Origin of the sequence: Streptomyces sp. (assembly GCF_050698815.1) — a bacterium.
Lineage (GTDB): Bacteria > Actinomycetota > Actinomycetes > Streptomycetales > Streptomycetaceae > Streptomyces.
Map to the genome: position 1 here is coordinate 1 of NZ_JBOHCV010000032.1, position 17,888 is coordinate 17,888.

Annotated in this window: 14 protein-coding genes; 6 read left to right on the top strand and 8 right to left on the bottom strand. The window is 66.1% G+C overall.

Annotated features, from left to right (window positions below; genetic code table 11):
- Positions 1 to 291: 291 nt before the first annotated feature.
- The 5 genes from ACRDP3_RS01110 to ACRDP3_RS01130 all read left to right on the top strand — a co-directional run bounded on the left by ACRDP3_RS01110 (position 292) and on the right by ACRDP3_RS01130 (position 5,999).
- Positions 292 to 1,086, top strand: coding sequence for an NUDIX hydrolase (locus ACRDP3_RS01110; protein WP_431514878.1), 795 nt, complete (start codon positions 292 to 294; stop codon positions 1,084 to 1,086).
- A complete protein-coding gene (locus ACRDP3_RS01115) occupies positions 1,037 to 2,191 on the top strand; it encodes a purine phosphorylase (protein WP_431514879.1) in 1,155 nt (384 codons plus the stop codon). Before ACRDP3_RS01110 ends, ACRDP3_RS01115 begins: the two co-directional genes overlap by 50 nt.
- A 68-nt stretch (positions 2,192 to 2,259) precedes the next feature.
- Entirely contained in the window at positions 2,260 to 4,185 is a 1,926-nt protein-coding gene (locus tag ACRDP3_RS01120; protein ID WP_431514880.1) for a hypothetical protein, read from the top strand.
- 78 nt (positions 4,186 to 4,263) lie between these two features.
- Positions 4,264 to 4,800, top strand: coding sequence for a hypothetical protein (locus tag ACRDP3_RS01125; RefSeq protein ID WP_431514881.1), 537 nt, complete (start codon positions 4,264 to 4,266; stop codon positions 4,798 to 4,800).
- A gap of 38 nt (positions 4,801 to 4,838) precedes the next feature.
- Positions 4,839 to 5,999 carry an AIPR family protein gene (locus ACRDP3_RS01130; RefSeq protein WP_431514882.1) on the top strand — a complete coding sequence of 387 codons (1,161 nt, stop codon included), beginning with the start codon at positions 4,839 to 4,841 and terminating at the stop codon, positions 5,997 to 5,999.
- Positions 6,000 to 6,026: 27 nt separating this feature from the next.
- Here the strand turns inward: ACRDP3_RS01130 and ACRDP3_RS01135 are convergent, their stop codons facing one another.
- From ACRDP3_RS01135 to ACRDP3_RS01145, 3 genes are all read right to left on the bottom strand, one after another.
- Positions 6,027 to 7,643 carry a protein kinase domain-containing protein gene (locus tag ACRDP3_RS01135; RefSeq protein WP_431514883.1) on the bottom strand — a complete coding sequence of 539 codons (1,617 nt, stop codon included), beginning with the start codon at positions 7,641 to 7,643 and terminating at the stop codon, positions 6,027 to 6,029.
- A gap of 79 nt (positions 7,644 to 7,722) precedes the next feature.
- Positions 7,723 to 7,914 (bottom strand): hypothetical protein, encoded by a 192-nt coding sequence (locus ACRDP3_RS01140; protein WP_431514884.1) that lies wholly within the window; start codon positions 7,912 to 7,914, stop codon positions 7,723 to 7,725.
- Between the two features lie 10 nt (positions 7,915 to 7,924).
- Positions 7,925 to 8,776: a helix-turn-helix domain-containing protein gene (locus ACRDP3_RS01145; protein WP_431514885.1), complete on the bottom strand. Its 852-nt coding sequence runs from the start codon at positions 8,774 to 8,776 to the stop codon at positions 7,925 to 7,927.
- Positions 8,777 to 9,019: 243 nt separating this feature from the next.
- Between ACRDP3_RS01145 and ACRDP3_RS01150 the strand changes: the two genes are divergently transcribed.
- Entirely contained in the window at positions 9,020 to 9,433 is a 414-nt protein-coding gene (locus ACRDP3_RS01150; RefSeq protein WP_431514886.1) for an ATP-binding protein, read from the top strand.
- Positions 9,434 to 9,477: 44 nt separating this feature from the next.
- On the opposite strand, the gene ACRDP3_RS01155 is transcribed toward ACRDP3_RS01150, so the two are convergent.
- From ACRDP3_RS01155 to ACRDP3_RS01175, 5 genes are all read right to left on the bottom strand, one after another.
- Positions 9,478 to 12,675, bottom strand: coding sequence for a type I restriction endonuclease subunit R (locus tag ACRDP3_RS01155; protein WP_431514887.1), 3,198 nt, complete (start codon positions 12,673 to 12,675; stop codon positions 9,478 to 9,480).
- 6 nt (positions 12,676 to 12,681) lie between these two features.
- Entirely contained in the window at positions 12,682 to 12,972 is a 291-nt protein-coding gene (locus ACRDP3_RS01160) for a hypothetical protein (protein WP_431514888.1), read from the bottom strand.
- 7 nt (positions 12,973 to 12,979) lie between these two features.
- A complete protein-coding gene (locus tag ACRDP3_RS01165) occupies positions 12,980 to 14,302 on the bottom strand; it encodes a restriction endonuclease subunit S (RefSeq protein WP_431514889.1) in 1,323 nt (440 codons plus the stop codon).
- Complete coding sequence (locus ACRDP3_RS01170) at positions 14,299 to 16,365, bottom strand: type I restriction-modification system subunit M (protein ID WP_431514890.1); 2,067 nt, start codon at positions 16,363 to 16,365, stop codon at positions 14,299 to 14,301. Before ACRDP3_RS01170 ends, ACRDP3_RS01165 begins: the two co-directional genes overlap by 4 nt.
- A gap of 79 nt (positions 16,366 to 16,444) precedes the next feature.
- The coding region (locus ACRDP3_RS01175; protein WP_431514891.1) for an N-6 DNA methylase at positions 16,445 to 17,888 on the bottom strand (1,444 nt) is incomplete at its 5' end.

The following is a 17,888-nucleotide window of genomic DNA, read 5'->3' on the forward strand; positions in this document are numbered from 1 at the left end:
AACACCGTCCGCCCCCACGAGGCACTCGCCTGGAACCGCCCCTACGACGTCCACATCGGCGTCGCCGACCCCGTCATCCCCAACTTTCCCGAGCCCCAAAACCTGCCAACTACTTGACGCGAGACAATCGGCCGCTGCGCCTGGGTACGGATCCTCGCTCTCGCCCGTCTCGCCTCGCTCGTCGTCGCCGCCGACAAGCGCCTCCGTCGGCGCACTCCATGAGGGCAACTCCTGGCCGGCCGGGAGGAGGCAGACTCGACGAGGTTCTTGTCAATTTGACAGCAAGCAGATATGGTCAGGTCCGTGCATGATGAGTCCTGGTCGCCGCCGCAGGTTCTGCTCACGGTTGATCTCGTGATCCTGACATTGCGTCAGGGGCAGCTGTGTGTACTGCTCGTGGAGCGGGGCGAGGAGCCCTTCCCGGGAATGCAGGCGCTTCCCGGTGGCTTCCTCAACCACGACGGTGAGGCGATCCTGGACGCCGCGCGCCGTGAACTGGGTGAGGAGACGGCCCTGGATGCCGGCCGGTTGCATCTTGAGCAGCTGGCCACCTACGGAGACGCGGGACGTGATCCGCGGGGACGGGTCGTTTCCGTGGCGCATCTGGCGATCGCGCCGGGCCTTCCCGAGCCGGTAGCCGGAACGGATGCCGCGGCCGCCTCGTGGGTCCCCGTGGACATTCTCCTGTCCGGACAGGAGCGACTGGCTTTCGATCACAGTCGCATCGTGACGGACGGGGTCGAACGGGCGCGTACGAAGCTCGAATTCTCGGCCCTGGCCACGGCGTTCTGTGGGGAACTGTTCACCATCGTCGAATTGCAGCAGGTGTACGAGGCGGTGTGGGGGGTCGTGCTCGACACCCGAAATTTCTACCGGAAAGTCCAAGCCGTGAAGGGGTTCATCGTCCCGGCCGGATCGGGCCGGAAGGCTACGGTGGGGCGCCCCGCGCGGCTGTTCCGCGCCGGACCGAGGGCTGTGTTGTCCCCACCGCTGGTCCGGCCTTTGCGGCCGCCGACAGAAGAAGAAGGGGGAACAGATGCCGAAAGACCTGGTGGTGATTCTCACCGCCCTCAATCTCGAGTATGAGGCTGTGCACCGGAAGCTAACCAGTCCGCGGGTGCACCGTCATGAGCGTGGCACGCGGTTCGAGGTCGGGACGGTGCGGGGCACGTCGTGCCGCGTGGCGCTCGGTCTGACAAGCAAGGGGAATCATCCCGCCGCGGTGCTCGCGGAGCGCGCGATCCAGCATTTCTCACCGGCGGCCGTGATGTTCGCGGGTGTGGCCGGCGCATTATGGGACAGCACCCCGCTGGGCGATGTGGTGATGGCCACTCATGTATACGCATACCACGGTGGGACCAGCGAGGATGACGGGCTCAAGGCGCGTCCGCGGGCGTGGGAAACGGGGCACGGTATCAGCCAGCTCGGCTTCCATCTGGCCCGCGTGAACGGCTGGGCCGACGACGCCCTGGACGAAAAGGACGCGCCGCAGGTGCATTTCGGCGCGATCGCCGCGGGTGAGGTGGTGCAGAATTCGCGGATCTCCGCCGAGGCAGCGTGGATCCGGCATCACTACAACGACGCGCTCGCGATAGAGATGGAAGCCGCCGGTGTGGCGCAAGCCGGGCATCTCAATGGTTCGCCGGTCGCCGTCATCCGCGGCATCAGCGACCGGGCGGACGGCACGAAGAGCAGCTCGGATGACCGCAACTGGCAGCCACGGGCCGCAGCGAACGCGGCGGCCTTCGCCACGCGACTGGCCGCGGAACTGATCGAGGAACAGGAACAGGTCGCGATGTCCCAGGACGGCAAAGCCAACAGGTCCACAGGAAATGTCAGCAACACCGCCAATTCCAGCACCGTGGGAATCATGGCCGGTTCGGTCTCCGGCAGCAACGTCCACACGAACGCAGGTCCGAAGGCATCCGGTCCCGCGGACCTGATCCCGGAACTGGACCGCTTCCGTGAGCAGCTGAAGCGTCACCACGCCGAGGGTGCCCTCGACGAGGACATCTACAGTGCGGCGCAGGCCGAGCTGGACGTGGCCAGCCGAGCGGCGAAGGAGAACACTCCCCAGTCGCCGAAAGAGGCAACCCTGGCACTCAAGAGGTTACGCGGTCTAATCGCCGACCTTCCCTTGCTGACAGCCAGGCTTGCGCCCCTGATCGTGACGGCGGGTGAGTTGCCGTGACGGATGGCGTCGGCTTCACACACAACTCGGCCGCATATGGATCCACTGTCGGTATCCAGGCCGAAGCCGTGCACAACTCCAACGTGTACATCGTCCATCCGGAAGCATCGCCCCAGGAGAAGTACAAGGTCGGCCTGCGATTCCTGGAGAACGGCGTGCCGAGCCGCGCCCGCGACCTGATCACGGAAGCAATAGCCAACGGACACGACGATGCGGAGGTTCGTTGCCACTGGGTGCTCGCCATGCTCAGCAAACGCTCCTACCACGACCTCGGTGCCGAAGAACGCGAGCAACTGCACCAGGTTCCCGGAGCCGTAGGGAGCTACGCAGACGGAGAGTGGAAAACCGCTCTGCAGGTCGTCTTTGACCTGCTGGAGGCTCTCGGCGACCCGGACGGCGGAACCGGATCCGTACTGAAGCGGCTGCAAGACCTGCCGCAGCCGAAGCGTGACCTGATCATCCACCACCTCGACCTCGTGCTCACCGGCGGAATGAAGGACAGCCTGTGGGCCGAAACCCGCGAGCTGGCCGAAACCGACCGCCACAGCAACGATCGCGCCCAGCGTGTCTGGGCCTACTTCGAGCCCGTACCCATCGGCCCACGGGCCGAGCTTCCCCAGGCGAACGCCGCCTACGGCGCCCGGGAACGCCTCGGCGTCCTGGCCGGCCTGTTCGTCGTGACCACCGGATTCCTCTGGATATCGGCAGTGATCGCGCAACCGGTGGCAGCGGTGGTCGAGTTGCTGACAGCACTCGGTGCCGGTCTTGCCGCCGCACGCTTCGGCCGGCAGTGGTGGTACCAGGAACACCGCCTGAAGGCCAAGGAGGAGCATTTTTCCCGGCACGCGAACAATCCGCCCTCCGCAGGAGAGGGGTTCACCAACCGGGTCCACCTTTCCTTCAACTACCACTTCAGTACCCGCCTGCCGGCCCGGTGCGATGCCCAGCAATGGCTCGCCTACACTGCGGGTATCCGTAACAGCCTCGTGGCCGAGATCGCGCTTCTCTACCGCGAAAGCAGAATCAGCGTGGGCCGGATCGATTGGCTGATTCGCCACCTGGCAGAAGACGTACGAGACCGCCACAACAACGGCAACTTGTTCGCCTATCGTCAGCACTACCAGACATCGGTGAAAACCAAGGCCATATGCGTGATCGCCCTCATGGTCCTGGGCATCACCGCCATCGATGCAGTCAAGGCCGCACTCGGGAACTCGCCCAATATTCTACTCTCCCTCCTCGCCATGTTCGGAGCTGTCTGGAGCGGACGCAGAGCGACGTTCCTGTGGCTGCACACGCGCAGCGAAGAACGACGATTCACCGAAGAGACCCATGAGTACAACGAGCGCCTCAGCAGGTGGCAGGTGGAGTACGAACGCTGGAAGGCGTTCGTGGACGCCACGCGGCCCAGCGAAACGCAAATGGAGACGTGGCTCACCTGTGACAAGACCTTGTTCGTCGACGAGGTACTCCGCCACTACCAGCTCTCGTGGCGCGATATCATCATCCACACCATCCTGATGACACCGGTGCGTCCCTACGATCGAGCACGGGAAAAGGGTGGTCCCTGGCGTTACTCGCGTTACAGCCTGCGCCTGTTCCTGGTGACACGGGACGGTGTCCGGGAAGTGAACACCGAATTCGACTTCGCCGACTCCACACGTACGAACGAGCAGCGGAGCAACTACCGGTTCGACGCGCTGTCATCCGTGCAGGTCACCGAACGCGACAACGTCGGATACGACCTGGAGTTGGTTCTTTCCAACGGACCTGCCCGGAAGATCCGTGTCAAAGACACCGACACGCATCAACTCGCTCCGGACGAGAACGCCCAGGAACTGACGAACATCAACCTCGACGCGGCTGGTTTCGCCCACGCCTTTCGGCTCCTGGAAGGCATCGCGGCCGACGGAAAACGCTGGATCGAACGGAACAACTCCAACAATCCGCCGCACTTCACTGCCCCGACTGATGGCGCATGCCGGGCCTCGTAGATCTCCCGGAGCGTGAGGGGGCGCGGAGGGGGCAAGCCGCCCGATTCCCATGCGTGTCGCGAAACGGAGGTGACGGTCATGACCGCTTGTAACGGGGAACCCAGCGCGAGCACCATACTCCTCGCTGAGTACGCACAGCTCAAGGAGGAGCAGCGAGCACGCATCGGGTTCCGGGACAACCTGCTGTACGTGACACTCGCAGCAGTGACAGCCGTAACGGCCATAGCTGCGCAAACGAAACTCATGCAACTGATCCTGGCCTTGCCAGTGGTGTGTGTCGTGCTCGGATGGACCTACCTGGTCAACGACGAGAAAATCTCAGCCATCGGACGGTATACCCGCACCGAACTCGCTCCTCGCCTCGCGAACGCCACAAGCGTTCATGAGCCTCTCTTCGGCTGGGAAACTTACCACCGCAGCGATGCCAAGCGGGTCTCCCGCAAGACCACACAGGCGATCGTCGATCTGGTGGCCTTCCTCGCGGCACCCTTTGCCGCACTCATTGGTTTCTGGTGCTACGGCTCGAACAGCGCCCTACTGATCTCGGCCTCGATTGTGGAAGCTGCCGGGCTCATTGTCCTGGGCGGCCTGTTCCTGTGGTATGCCGAGAGATGACGTTCCGTTCCTATGAGGTTGAACTCATGGAGTCGTCCGTGGCCAGGGGTGGATGGTCAGGCCGGTCTCGGTCAGACATCCGTCTATGCACCACCCTGAGCATCAAGGTCATCAACACGCATGAAGACCGGAAATTCGGCGTCCAGGTCTCGCAGGCAGCGAACCGGCAGAACGCCATCGAGCAGCGCGATCACATCGCGCTGGAACCCGTGCACCAGGCGATCAAGGCCAACCTGCGCGCCGAACTGCGCAAGCAGTACGTGATCAAGCGAGGTGAGCCGGTCGCCGCGCCCGAGACCGGTTGTTCACTGGACGAGCTCGCTCTCGCACTCGCGTGCCTGCACCCGGAAGCGGAACAGGCCGCCCGGGCCGCCAGTTCCACGGAGAACCTCTGGGAGCAGGGCCGCACGGGCAGCCACACCCTGCTGTTCAAACGCGAGCCCTCCCCGCAGAAGGTGTGGCGCTCCGTGCTCACGCTGCGCGCGGCACGGAGCGCGGTCTACGAACTGGGCAGTGGTCAGAACAGCCGCGAGGCCGCGACCACCGAGCACGGTGGCTTCCTCGTCACCCACCTGCTCTTCCAGCATCTCGGCGCCACGAGTATCGATGACCCCGACTTCGACTGGGACAGCGAGGTCCTGGAGAAAATCCCTGCCCTCGTACCGGAGCTGGTGCGTCGGCTGACCCATCAGATCGTGACTCGTTACGGGCCGCGTCCCCAGATCAGGACCGCCTTCCAGACCGCGGAGACATGCCGGGAGCTCGCGAAGCATATTCTCGGTGACCTGGCGGATGGCATCGCCGTTCCCGCACCTCCGGCGAAGGAGCGCAAGCCGCGGCGCCCGAACACCGTGCCGCTCCTGGTCGACCGTCGTGTCATCAAGGACGGAGCGCCTCTCCGGTACGTGGCTCTGAACGAGCCCGAGCGCGACGCCATGGAGGAGTGGCTTGTCCAAGACGAACGGCGACGCCAGGCGACCTGGGTCAATCACCGGACTAAGTCGATCCTGTGGGCGTACGACGAGCAGCAGTACTCGCCGTCCGGGCTGGTGTCGATGATGTGGGCGGACGCCGACTGGGGCGACCGCCCGGTTGCCAATCAGGGAACGGCTCGCTGGTTCCAGTCGGATGGCCTGAGCCTGTGGGATCTGGCTCAGCGCATCCACAGCGAAGAGGCCGAGGCCGAGGACGAGGCCTGACGGCGTGTGCACCGCACCGGCAGGACGTCAGTAGGGGCGTGGTCCCTCCGGGCCGCGCAGCCGGGCGAGGAGGTCGGCGATCTCGCGGGTCTCCTCATGGTCCTCGCCGAGGAGGACGCACATGTCCTCGTGGAGGGCGTCGAGGACCCCCTCGGCCTCGGTGCGGCGCCCCTCGGAGAAGAGGAGCACGCCGATACTGCGGCGCAGGTCGAGAGCGGTCTCGGAGGCGTCCCCGGCCGCGTCGGACACGACTTCCAGGACCTCCTGGAACTCCCGCAGGGCGACGGTGGCCTGACCTAGGTTGGCCCGGCAGTGGGCGGCGTGCCGACGGCACTCCAGCGTGCTTTCATCGGCCTGTCCCGCCGTACGGGCGTAGAAGGCGGCCAGAGCGTCGAACTCCGGCAAAGCACGCCGGAAGTCCTCGCCGGCCATGAGGACCGCCGCGCGCTGCCGCCGCAGACCGAGCACCCGGGGGTTGTGCACGCCGACGGCGGTGGCCGCTGTGGCGATCACTGCCTTGAGGACGTCTGCGGCCTGGGCGAACCGCCCGCTCTCGGCGAGGTCCGCGGACCGGGCGTAGGCGTCCCGGATCGCGTCCCGCAGCGCGGTGTCGACGCGCGCCGGGACCGGTACGGGAGCCACCGGCCCGAGCGAGGGCGCAGGCGGCGTGGTTCGCCGCAGGGGTGCGTTCGGCTGTCGGTAGACCACCGTCGGGTCGGGAACTTCGGAAGAGGAGCTGTCGTTGGTGAGGGCCACGGGTTCGGCTGCTGATCCCGGTTGCGGCAGGTGCGGCGACAGGCGCTCGTACACCGCGTACGCGTCGGCCGGACGCTGCTCGGGCACCTTGGCCAGCAGGTCCAGGGTGAGCGCCTCCAGGTCCTCCGGCACCTCGGGCCGTAGGGTGCGCAATGGCTTCGGCGACACGTTCATGTGCTGGTGCATAAGCTGGTAGTCGTTGTCGCCGCTGAAGACCGGCTCACTGGCGAGGAGTTCGTGCAGCACGCAGCCGAGCGCGTAGAGGTCGCTCAGCGGTGTGATCTGCGCGGAGTCGATCTGCTCGGGCGGCATGTAACGGCTGGTACCCATCCGGCTGTTGGTGGCCGTGAGCCGGGTGACGTCCGTGCGCAGCAGTTTCGCGATGCCGAAATCCAGCACCTTGACCGTGCCGTCAGCGGCGATCAGGACGTTGTCCGGCTTCAGGTCGCGGTGCACGACCGGGATGGCGTGCGCGTACGACAGGACCGTGCAGATCTGCGCCGCGATCGACGCGGCCCAGCTCACCGGGAGCAGCGCCGCCGTTCCGTCCTCCGCGCCGGCCAGCACCCTGCGCAGGGAGATCCCGCGCACGTACTCCATCACCAGGTACAGCCGGTCGTACGACGCCTCGTCCAGTACCGCGTCGAACACCTGCGGCACCCCGTGATGCCCGATCCGAGCGGTGACGCGCGCCTCCCGTTCGAAGCGGCGGGCGAACTCCTCCGCCTGCGCGGGCGATGCGACGACGTCGGGCCGGATGAGCTTGACCGCGATCTCCCGGTCGAGAACGGCGTCGTAGCCCCGCCAGACCGTGCCCATACCGCCGGACTCGATCTCCTCGATCAGCTCATAGCGGCCCTGCTCGCCGATTCTCCTTGCCTGCGACACGCGTTGGGCCCCCGTCGTCCTGATGCCACGTCAGTCGATCGCTGTACACGGTACCTATTGGCGGGGCGCGCGGCAGGGGTTACAGCAGGTGGTCGGCCTTGCCGGCCTTGATGTCGGTGATGAGGGTGCGCAGGGCTTCGAGGGAGTCGGTGAGGTAGCGGTCCTCTTGGCCGTTGACGGCTATGTAGCCGTTGCCGTCGGCGTCGGTGCCGAGGCGGAAGCAGTTGCTCGCATCCTGGCAGAAGGGTGCTTCCCAGGTGATGTCAGGCACAGCAACTCTCCTAAAGGCTCTGTGAAATGGAGTACATGAGATCGAGGGTCTTCTCGGGCGGAAGCGCGATCCTCTGCATCTCGTCAAGTTGCAGCCGGTACTTGCACAAGTGAGCTCCGGAATGCAGGAATTCTCCCGCCGTCGTGCGATCCAACTGCAAGGTGTCTAGCGGGGGCACCTGGCCGAGGGCGTACAGGATCGCCTGGCCCGAACCGGGGAACGCCCCCGCGGAGAAGGGGATGGCCTGGATCGTGACGTTGTCGCGGTCTACGGCTGCCATGAGGTGGCCAAGCTGGTTTCGTAGCACCGCGCGTCCACCGACTTCGATCCGTAGGGCGGCTTCGTGGATGACCAGCACGTAGTCCGGAGCCCCTGGCCGGTCGATGACCTGGTGTCTGTGCACGCGGTGGGCGACTCTGGCCTCGAACTCCTCGGCGGGCAGCGGCGGGATGGCAGCTTGGAAGAGAGCGTGCGCGTACGCCTCGGTCTGGAGCTGCCCCGGCATGTGCGTCATCGTGCTGACACGCAAGCCCTTGGCGTGCCACTCCAACTCCGCGATGTCCAAAAATGTCGCGGGCAGGAGGTCGCGATACACCTCCCACCAGCCGGTCGAGCGGTCGCCGCACATGGAGACCAGTGCATCTACCAGGGCCTGGTCCGTGCACTCATATCGGAAAGCGATGCGCCGGACACGCTCCGGGCTGACACCGTGGCGTCCCGCCTCGGTGCTGGTGATCACGGTCCGCTTCGTGTCCAGCAGCGTGGCGGCCTGTTCGGTGGACAGTCCCGCCCCTTCCCGTAGCTTGCGAAGCTCTGCGCCCAGACGCTGCTGGCGTGCGGTCGGATTGCTCCTCGGCGGCATGTGTTCCCTCTCGTCGCGTGCGGCTCAGTTTGCCGCGAAGCGAAGTTCGTTCCAACGGACCTTCCGAGACTTGGTAGCACATGTACCCCCGATGCCCTACCGTGAGTATCGCGCAAGCTACACACTGCAATGCCGGAAGCGCACCGCGCGAGCATGCCCGTCCGCCCTGGGACGGGTGTGCCCGCGACCAGGGCGGTAGGCCACCGGCGACCCCAAACCCCTTACAGAGTCGTGGAGTTCGCCATGCCCGAGATCCCCCTCGTCCCTGCCCACTGGCGCTTCCCCGCCCATCCCGCCTCCGTACGACGGGCCCGGCACGCCGTCGCCGAATCGCTGCCGGACGTCCTTCGGCCCCATCTCGGCTACGACCTGGGCCTGTTGACCTCGGAGCTGGTCACCAACGCCATCCGCCACGGTGCCTGCGGGGAGGACGGAGGCCTCGTTGAGCTCGTCATGTGGCCCGCCGACGGACACTACTGGCTCGCCGTCTCCGACCCGGGTACCGGCAAACCCGAACTGGCTCGCCCGGATACGGACTCCGAGAGCGGTCGGGGCCTGATCCTCGTCGAGAGCCTCGCCACCGCCTGGACCGTCCGACCCCGCCCCGCGCGCGGAACGTCCGTGATCGCGGGGCTCTCTGTCCAGCAGGGAGGCTGACCAGGGGGAGTGGTCGGCGGGGAGGGGACGGAGGGCCGGGCGGGTCAGGCCGCCTCGTCGTCGATGTTCTCTTCCCGGCGGATCATCCGCCAGGCCGCCCGGCGCGCACTCTGGTTGAGCGACTGCTTGAAGCTGTCGTCGTGGCTGAAGTACTGGCGTCCCATGTCGGCGATGGTGTCGATGTGTTCGGCCATCTTGTCCTCGAATACCTCGTCGAAGACGAGACCGAAGTTCTCCTCGTCGTTGACGGCGGCGGCGCGGACCTTCGGGTCCGCCTTGGCCTCCGAGAACGGCGTGATGACGTCCTGATCGGTGAAGTCGGTGCCGAACTTGTCGTTGAACTTCTCGATCAGCTCCGACAGCAGAGACTTCTCCTGTTCCTTGGCACCGCCCCCACCTTCACCGAAGCCGCGCAGCTCCGCCGCTCCCTCGGCGGTCAGCGCGAGGTCGTGCTCGCCGGTCTTCTGGATGCGCAGGTGGCTGAGGTCGACGTCCCCTATGTCCACGCCGCCGTCTCCGCGTCGTGGCAGGCGGTTGAGCAGATGGCGGCCGTAGAGGTAGAGGCATTCGAGGTCGGCGTCGCGGTAGGGCACGATCTGCGAGAGGAAGCCGTACTTCCGTACGTAGTCGTTGAGATCCGCGCGGAACCGCTCGGCGGCCTCGGCGGCTTCCTCGTCGGGGTCGCCCGCCTCGTCCTTGCGGTCCAGCAGCTCGGTGAACCGTTTGACGGCGGGGTCCAGATGCCGGTACAGCTCCGCGTGGAGCTTCTCCCAGCGGGCGGCCGAGCCCGCCGCCTTCTCCTCGGCTGCCAGATAGGCATCCGCGAACTCCCGCATCTCCTCCTCGACGAGGATGTCGGGCTGCATGACCTGGCTCTGCGCGGTGTAGAGGAGATTGGGGTCGGAGGGAAGGGTGTTCGCCTCCTCGAAGTACGGGTGGAAGGACTCCTTGATGTCCTCGGCGTCGTTGACGAAGTCCAGTACGGCAAGGTCCGCCTGGGACTTGCGGTCGGCGGTGCGGTTCAGGCGGGAGAGGGTCTGGACGGCGTTGATACCCGCGAGCTTCTTGTTCACGTACATGGTGGTGAGCAGCGGCTGGTCGAAGCCGGTCTGGTACTTCTCGGCGACGACCAGGATGCGGTACTCGCGCTGCGTCGCCTTCCCGCCGGTGCGCACGGCCTTGTCGTCCTTGCGCGTGTACGCGAACGCCTTCGGCAGCGCGGACTCGGCCAGGCCGCCGTTCTCCTTCGGCTCGGTGGTCTCCTCGCCGTCGTACGTCAGGCTGCCGGAGAACGCGACCAGGACGCCGGGGTCGGCGTACGCGTTGTCGCCGACGTACTTCCTGATCGCACGGGCCATCTGTACGGCACTGTGCCGGGAGGCCGTCACCACCATGGCCTTGGCACGCCCGCCGAGCCGGCCGGCGGTGTGCGTGCGGAAGTGCTCGACGATCACCTGCGCCTGCTGTGTCACGGTGGAGTCGTGCGTGAGCGCGTACCGGGCGAGCAGCGGATTCGCCTTGGACGGGTCCACCTCGCGCTCGGCAGGGTTCTTGTTCACCAGCTTCCAGTACGTGTCGTACGTGACGTAGGTGCGCAGGGGATCGAGGATGAACCCTTCCTCGATGGCCTGGCGCATCGAGTACGTGTGGAAGGGGACGTACGACGGCTTGCCGTCGACGGTGTCCAGGGTGCCGAAGAGTTCGAGCGTCTTGGCCTTGGGCGTGGCCGTGAACGCGAAGTAGGAGAGGTTGGAGGCCATGCTGCGCTGGATGGCCTTGCGGATGAGCTTGGCGTCAGTGGTGGCCGCCGCCTGCTCGGTTGCCCCGGACTCGTCGGAGTCTGAGTCAAGGCCCAGGTCCCGCAGGGCTGCGCGTACGTCGGTGGCCGCACCGCCGGACTGCGAGGAGTGCGCCTCGTCCACGATGATCGCGAAGTTGTGGCCCTGGATCTCGGTGGGGTTGCGGCGCAGGTAGTCGATGAGGGCCGGGAAGGTGTGCAGCGTGACCGTGATGATCTTCCCGGTCTCGCGGGACAGCGCCTTGGCGAGCTGGTCGGACTTCGCGCCGTGCTTCTCGTCGATCTTCACGACCAGACCGGCGGTCTTCTCGAAACTGCCGACGGTTTCCCGCAGTTGGGCGTCGAGATTACGGCGGTCGGTGATGATCACGACCTTGTCGAAGACGGGCGCACCGGGCTTGAGTCCGGCGGCCAGGGCGTCGGGGTCTATCTCGGCGGGGTCGGTGGGCGTGTGCAGCGACGACAGGCGGTGTGCCAGCCACCCGATGGTGTTCGACTTGCCGGAACCGGCGGAGGCCATGCCCAGGTAGTTGTGACCGGCGCCGTGACGGGCCGCGTGGCCGGCGAGCTTCTTGACGATGTCCCACTGGTGGTAGCGCGGGAAGATCAGCTTCTTCCGCGTCCGCCCGTCCGGGCCCTTCTCCTTGCTGAGGTGCACGAACCGCTCGATCAGGTCCAGCCAGGTGTCCCGCTCCCAGATCTGTTCCCAGAGGTAGGAAGTCGCGTACGTCCCGGGGGTGGTGGGCGCCGGATTTCCCGCGCCGCCGGGCTTCCCCGGGCCCTCCGAGCCGGTGTTGAACGGCAGGAACCGCGTCGGCTTGCCCCGCAGCTCCGGCGCGACGAACACCAGGTCCGTGTCGATGGCGAAGTTCGCGATCACGCGCCGCGCGAAGATCAGCTCGGTGGGGTCGCGGTCCGTGCGGTACTGGTCCTTGGCGGCCTCCACGCCCTGGCGCGTGAGGGCGTTCTTCAACTCGGCCGTCGCCAGCGGGATCCCGTTGAGGAAGAGGGTGAGATCGAGGCGCTTGCCCTTGTCCGCCTGCTTGGCGGCGTACTCCAGCTCCTTGACGAAGGTCAGCCGGTTCGCCCGGTAGTCGTCGAGGACCGTGTCCGACGCGACGAGTGACGGCTTGAAGTACGCGAGCCTGATCAGGACGCCGTGGTCCTTCACGCCCTTGCGGAGCACGTCCAGCACACCGTCGGTGCCGATCGCCTGGTCCACGCGCTTGGCGAACCCGGCCTGGGCGGTGTTGGGATCACCGCCGTAGAGGGCGATCAGTTCGGCCCAGTCGTCGGCTTGGGTCTTGCCGACGAACTCGAAGAGCTGGGCGGTGTCCAGGCCGAGTTGGGGCCGGTAGTGCGACCGGGTTCCCTCGGTCCAACCGCGCTCCAGCAAGGCGGCGACTATGGCGTTCCCGAAGGCTGCTTCGTCGTGGACGGACATGAGCGGCTATTCCCCCCGCTTTCCGGTGACCAGATAGGTGATGTCGCGCCAGAACTTGTCGAAGGATGGTGAGTTGGCGCGGGCCAGGTTCGAGATCCATGTCTTGGTCAGCGCCGGCTGGTCCACGCGGGGGCGGTACCGCACTCCGTCGCGCCGGTGGTGGTTGCCTGCGGCGTTCAGTCCGAGTAGCACGGTGAACGGGCCGAGAGTCACGTCGCAATGGGCGATGGACTTGTAGTTGTCGACGCGGACACGGGTGATGAGCGGCATCGGGAGGGGAGGCGGAGCGGGACTCATAGCGTGATCATTCCTCGATCCCACGTCCGCTGGCGGTGGACACGTCGATCTGGCCAGTGACGGCGTCGGTGATCAGGGCTTGGCGGCGTTCGGCGAGGACCGCTGATTGCTTTGCCAACAGCTGATCCATGACGACTCCTGGCGCTGCAGAGCTATGCAACTCTGCGAGAATTTCTTTTTGTTCAACAATCGACGGTACGGGTACCATGAAGTCGACCACGTGAGACACGTTGATTTGCTCCTGTGCGGCGCCGTATCGGACAGAGTCGACATATGCGGTGCCCAGTGCGCTGTTGAAGTATGCCGCGAGATAATCAGGAAGCAGGGCTTCACCCTTTTTGAGCACGAGAACCGAGGCGCAATTAGCGCCATTGAGTTCACGTGTTACGACTGCCGCTCGCCCCGGGTCTCCCGCTCGCACCACGACAACGTCACCCTCGAATAGCTGGGAACGCCAAAGCCTGCGGCTATCTGGTAGTGAAATGCGCTTGACATTCTCAAGGTGAAATCTCTCCGGATGGATATTTGCACCCCGAAGAAAGGGGACCCCTTCGTCTGAAAAATATGCCGATGGGTCGACGACCACTCCGACGCCGATCCGTGGAACCAGTCGCCTAAGTGGGAGTACCTTCCATTCATCTGGCAAGTCGCCAAGCATCGGATGAGTATATCTCCTCCCTGGTTTGTGGCCACCTCGAAGGATCAGTGCCCTGTGCGCAGATTTGCGTTCGCTTAGAACGGTACGCATGCGTTGAGCGATTGCAATCGTTTTGTCGGTGCGGGCGGTCTCGGCGTCGAGGAAGTCGGCGATGCGGCGCTGCTCTTCAAGCGGCGGGAGCGGAATGCGAATCGAATCGAGATCGGGCATATAAATTGTGAGGTGAGTCGACCCGTACGCCAGCCTTTGCCACTCCTGCTTCATGGCGCGGAGTACGAGCAGTAGGTAGCGCGAGTCCAGCCGAGGCCCTGGCAGCCAAGTGACGAACGCTTGAGTCGTTGCCATTGGCTGGCCAATTCGAACGCTATACCCAACCGATGCAGTTCGGGACAGCATTACGGTATCAGCAGGGTGAAGGGCTGCAGCGCTGTTGGCCATACCTAGTGCGCTGATCTTCTGCTCGGTGTCCATAAGGGGAACCAGCGAATCTGGTCGACGAGTTACGTCGGTAGTCGTGACCCACGGAATATTGCATTCCTCCCAATACTCCGGTTTGTTACGGTCCGGGGTGTGTCCTGTTCCCATCTTCGCTACATAGCCAAGTGGAACTACGTCCCAGCGCTCGGGTAGTGCTGGCGCCCACCCGAGCCTGCTCGGCTGCAGCCTGATCATTCCGTCACCTCACCCAGCAGTGCCTGGATCTCGCCCTCCAGAGCTTTCAGCTCCGCGTCAATCTCCGCCAACGGCCGCGGTGGCTTGTACACGTAGAAGTGCCGCGTGAACGGAATCTCGTACCCCACCTTCGTCTTGCTGTGGTCGATCCACGCATCCGGAACATGCGGCAGAACCTCCCGTCGCAGGTATTCCTCCACGTCCTCCTCCAGCGGCACGTTCTCGTAGTCGCGCAGCTCCGGGTCCGGTTCCGGCTCGCCCTTGATGCGCTGGACCTCGCCCTCCGGGTCCCGGACGCCGACCGCCTCCCGCAGCGCCTTGCCGAACGGCGCGCCCGTCGGCCACAACAGACCGGCCGCGACGATCGCGTCCTTCAGGTCGATCCATGCGTCGGACTTCGTTGTCCAGGACTTGCCGACCAGCGGGCGCAGTGCGGTCACGAACGCCTCAACGTCCGTGACCCTTACCATCGGCTTCGACGCGGTGAGGGCCGTCAGCGTCTCCTCCGTCACCTCGAAGCGGAGCTTCAACGGCCGTTCGACGGTGATCCGGTGATATCCGAAGTCCTCGTTGCGGAAGACCTTGATCTTCCCGGCCCGGTCAACCAGGTCGTGGCCGCCGCCCTTCTCCGCCGCGTCGACGACCGCCAGCGCCTCCGTGTAGAGCCTCGTGATCTCGGAGATGTGCTGCTCGCCCAATTCCTTGCGCTTGTCGCCCAGCGACTTCCGCATCTTGCGCCAGTAGTCGCGCGCGTCCAGCAGGACGACCTTGCCGCGCCGGTCCCTGGCCTTGCGGTTGCTGAGCACCCAGAAGTACGTGGAGATGCCGGTGTTGTAGAAGAGCTGGTCGGGGAGAGCGACGATGCCCTCCAGCCAGTCGTTCTCCAGGATCCACTGCCGGACCCTGGACTCACCCGACTCCGCCGCCCCCGTGAACAGCGGGGAGCCGTTGAAGACGATCGCGATCCGGCTGCCGCCCGACCCCGACGCGTCCACCGGCCTCATCTTCGAGATCATGTGCTGGAGGAAGAGCAGCGAGCCGTCGTTGATGCGCGGCAGGCCGGCCCCGAACCGCCCGCTCGTACCGAGGCGTTCGTGCTCCTCCTCGACCGCGTCCTTGACCTTCTTCCACTCCACGCCGAACGGCGGGTTGGCCAGCAGGTAGTCGAAGGTGGCGCCGGTGTGGCCGTCGTCGCTGAAGGAGTTGCCGAACTTGATGTTCTCCGGGTCCTGACCCTTGATCATCATGTCCGACCGGCAGATGGCCCAGGACTCGGGGTTGAGTTCCTGGCCGAAGACCTTGACGGTGGCGTCCCGGTTGTGGGAGGTGATGTGCTCCTCGGCCGCGCTGAGCATGCCGCCGGTCCCGCAGGCGGGGTCCATGACCGTGCGGACGGTGCCCGGCAGGGCCAGCGCGTCGCTGTCCGGTGCGACGAGCAGGTTGACCATCAGCCGGATGACTTCCCGGGGCGTGAAGTGCTCACCGGCCGTCTCGTTGGACTGCTCGGCGAAGCGCCGGATCAGTTCCTCGAAGGTGTAACCCATCTGGTGATTGGTGACGATCTCGATCGGCTTGCCGTCCTCGTCGAGCACGACATCGCCGTCAGCGTCCCTCTCCACCGGCCGCAGATCGAGGTCGGCGAACCGACCGACCACCTGGTACAGCAGGTTCGCCGCGTCCAGTCGCTTGATCTGCTGGGCGAAGTCGTACCGCTCCAGGACCTCCCGCGCGTTGGGGGAGAAGGCGCCGTAGTACTGGTTGAGGTACCTCGCCGCGTGTGAGGCGTCGCCCGCGATGGCCTTCAGCGTGTAGGTGCTGGTGTTGTAGAAGCTGTGGCCGGACGCCTTGCGCAGGAAGCGGTCGGGGTTGATGTCCTGGTTCTCGTAGCGGGCGGCGACCTCCAGGACCTTGTCCTTGGTCGGAGCGAGGACACACTCCAGGCGCCGCAGCACGGTGAACGGCAGGATCACCTTGCCGTAGTCGGACTGCTTGTAGTCGCCGCGCAGGAGGTCGGCGACCGACCACGCGTGGTTCGCCAGTTCCGTGTGCTTACTGCTGTTCAACGCTGTCCTTCCGGAGTTTCGCCGTCCCCGAGGGACGGAGAGGTCAAGTCTGGCCGTTCGCGGTGCCGGGCCGCACGTTTCACGCCGATCCGTGACCGTGCGGCAACAGCGCCCCGCCGGTGAGGCCGGTGCTGAGGAGACGCGTGACGTCCTCGGCGGCCTGGTCGGCACGGCGGGCGGCGGTACGCAGCTCGTGCAGGCGGCGGAACGCGGCGCCGTAGCGCTGCTGTTCGGCGAGTGGGAGCAAGGGAACGCGTAGTCGCCGAGGGTCCACTCGAACGATGGATGTGCCGGTGGCCGCAGCGCTGACGTTCTGCTCCGCTGAGAGGAACCCGGCCAGGAACCAGGGGTCGAGCCGACGTTGATCCGGGCGGAAGAGCAGCAGATGGGGTCCGAGGAAGCAGCCTGTCTCGCTCGGCTCGACGACCCGGGCCACGGCGCCACGCCCCACGCGGAGCATCTCTGTGAGCAGCACGTCACTTCCCTGGATCAAGGGGAGGGCGGCGCCGGTGGGCAGGTCCGCTTGCGTTCCGGAGGCGGGTTGGTTCTTCATGACGTCGGTTGCCGTGAGCGTCGGTCGTCCGCCGAGTTCTGGTTCGGGCTGCGGTAGGGGTTCGCCGCTACGAGTCCGGCGGCCTGGGGGCGCGGTGCGAAGCAGACCGAGAGCGCCGCCGCGCAGAAGGTCCTCGACCGTCGCTGTGCGCCAGTCGCGGGGTCGGTCGTCGGCCGGTGGCCAGTCGCCTTCGGTGCTGAGGCCGGTCAGGTCCCTCGCGGTTTGGTGGAGTTGGTCGTACAGCTCCGATGCCTGCCGGGCCAGTAGGGCAGGGCGCAGAGCTTGCCGGGAAGCTGTGCGGATGTGGCGGGCCGGAGTCAGGTCCACGGCCTCGTTGAGAAGGTCGGTGACGGGTACGGCGCCGGCGATGCCCGGGGCGCCGGTGAAGCCGTCCTGATCGGCGAGGTATGGCCGCCACGCCGAGAGCACGGTGTCGTCGACGGCGGCCCAGTCGAGATCCCGGTTCTCGGACGTGGCCGCATCGACGAGCAGAACCGTCCCCGGAGCTTCGGCCTGCGGATCGGGCCGCTCGAGCACCCACAGGTGCAGGCCGATGTGGAGTGGGGTGGCCGCGCCCTGGGGAAGCGCGACGACCGCGCGGAGGGCTCCGTCGCGTACGAGCTGCGCCCGGATACGCCGGCCGGCGGTGCGTTCCGCGACGGCCGGCGGCATGAGGAGCACGGCACGGCCGCCCGGCGCGAGGTGGGCCAAGGAGTGCTGGACCCAGGCGAGTTCGGGCTCGCCCTTGGGTGGCACGCCGTAGGCCCAGCGTTGGTCGTACGCCAGGTCCTCGTGCCCCCAGTCACGGACTCCGTACGGAGGATTGCACAGGACGGCGTCAGCGGTGAGGCCCTTGAAAGCGTCCGAGCGCAGGCTGTCTCCCGCACGTACGGTGACGGCAGCCTCAGGGGCGCTCAGCCGGAGCCGCACTGCGGCCTGGGCGGCCTGCGCGGCCAGGACGTCCTGGCCG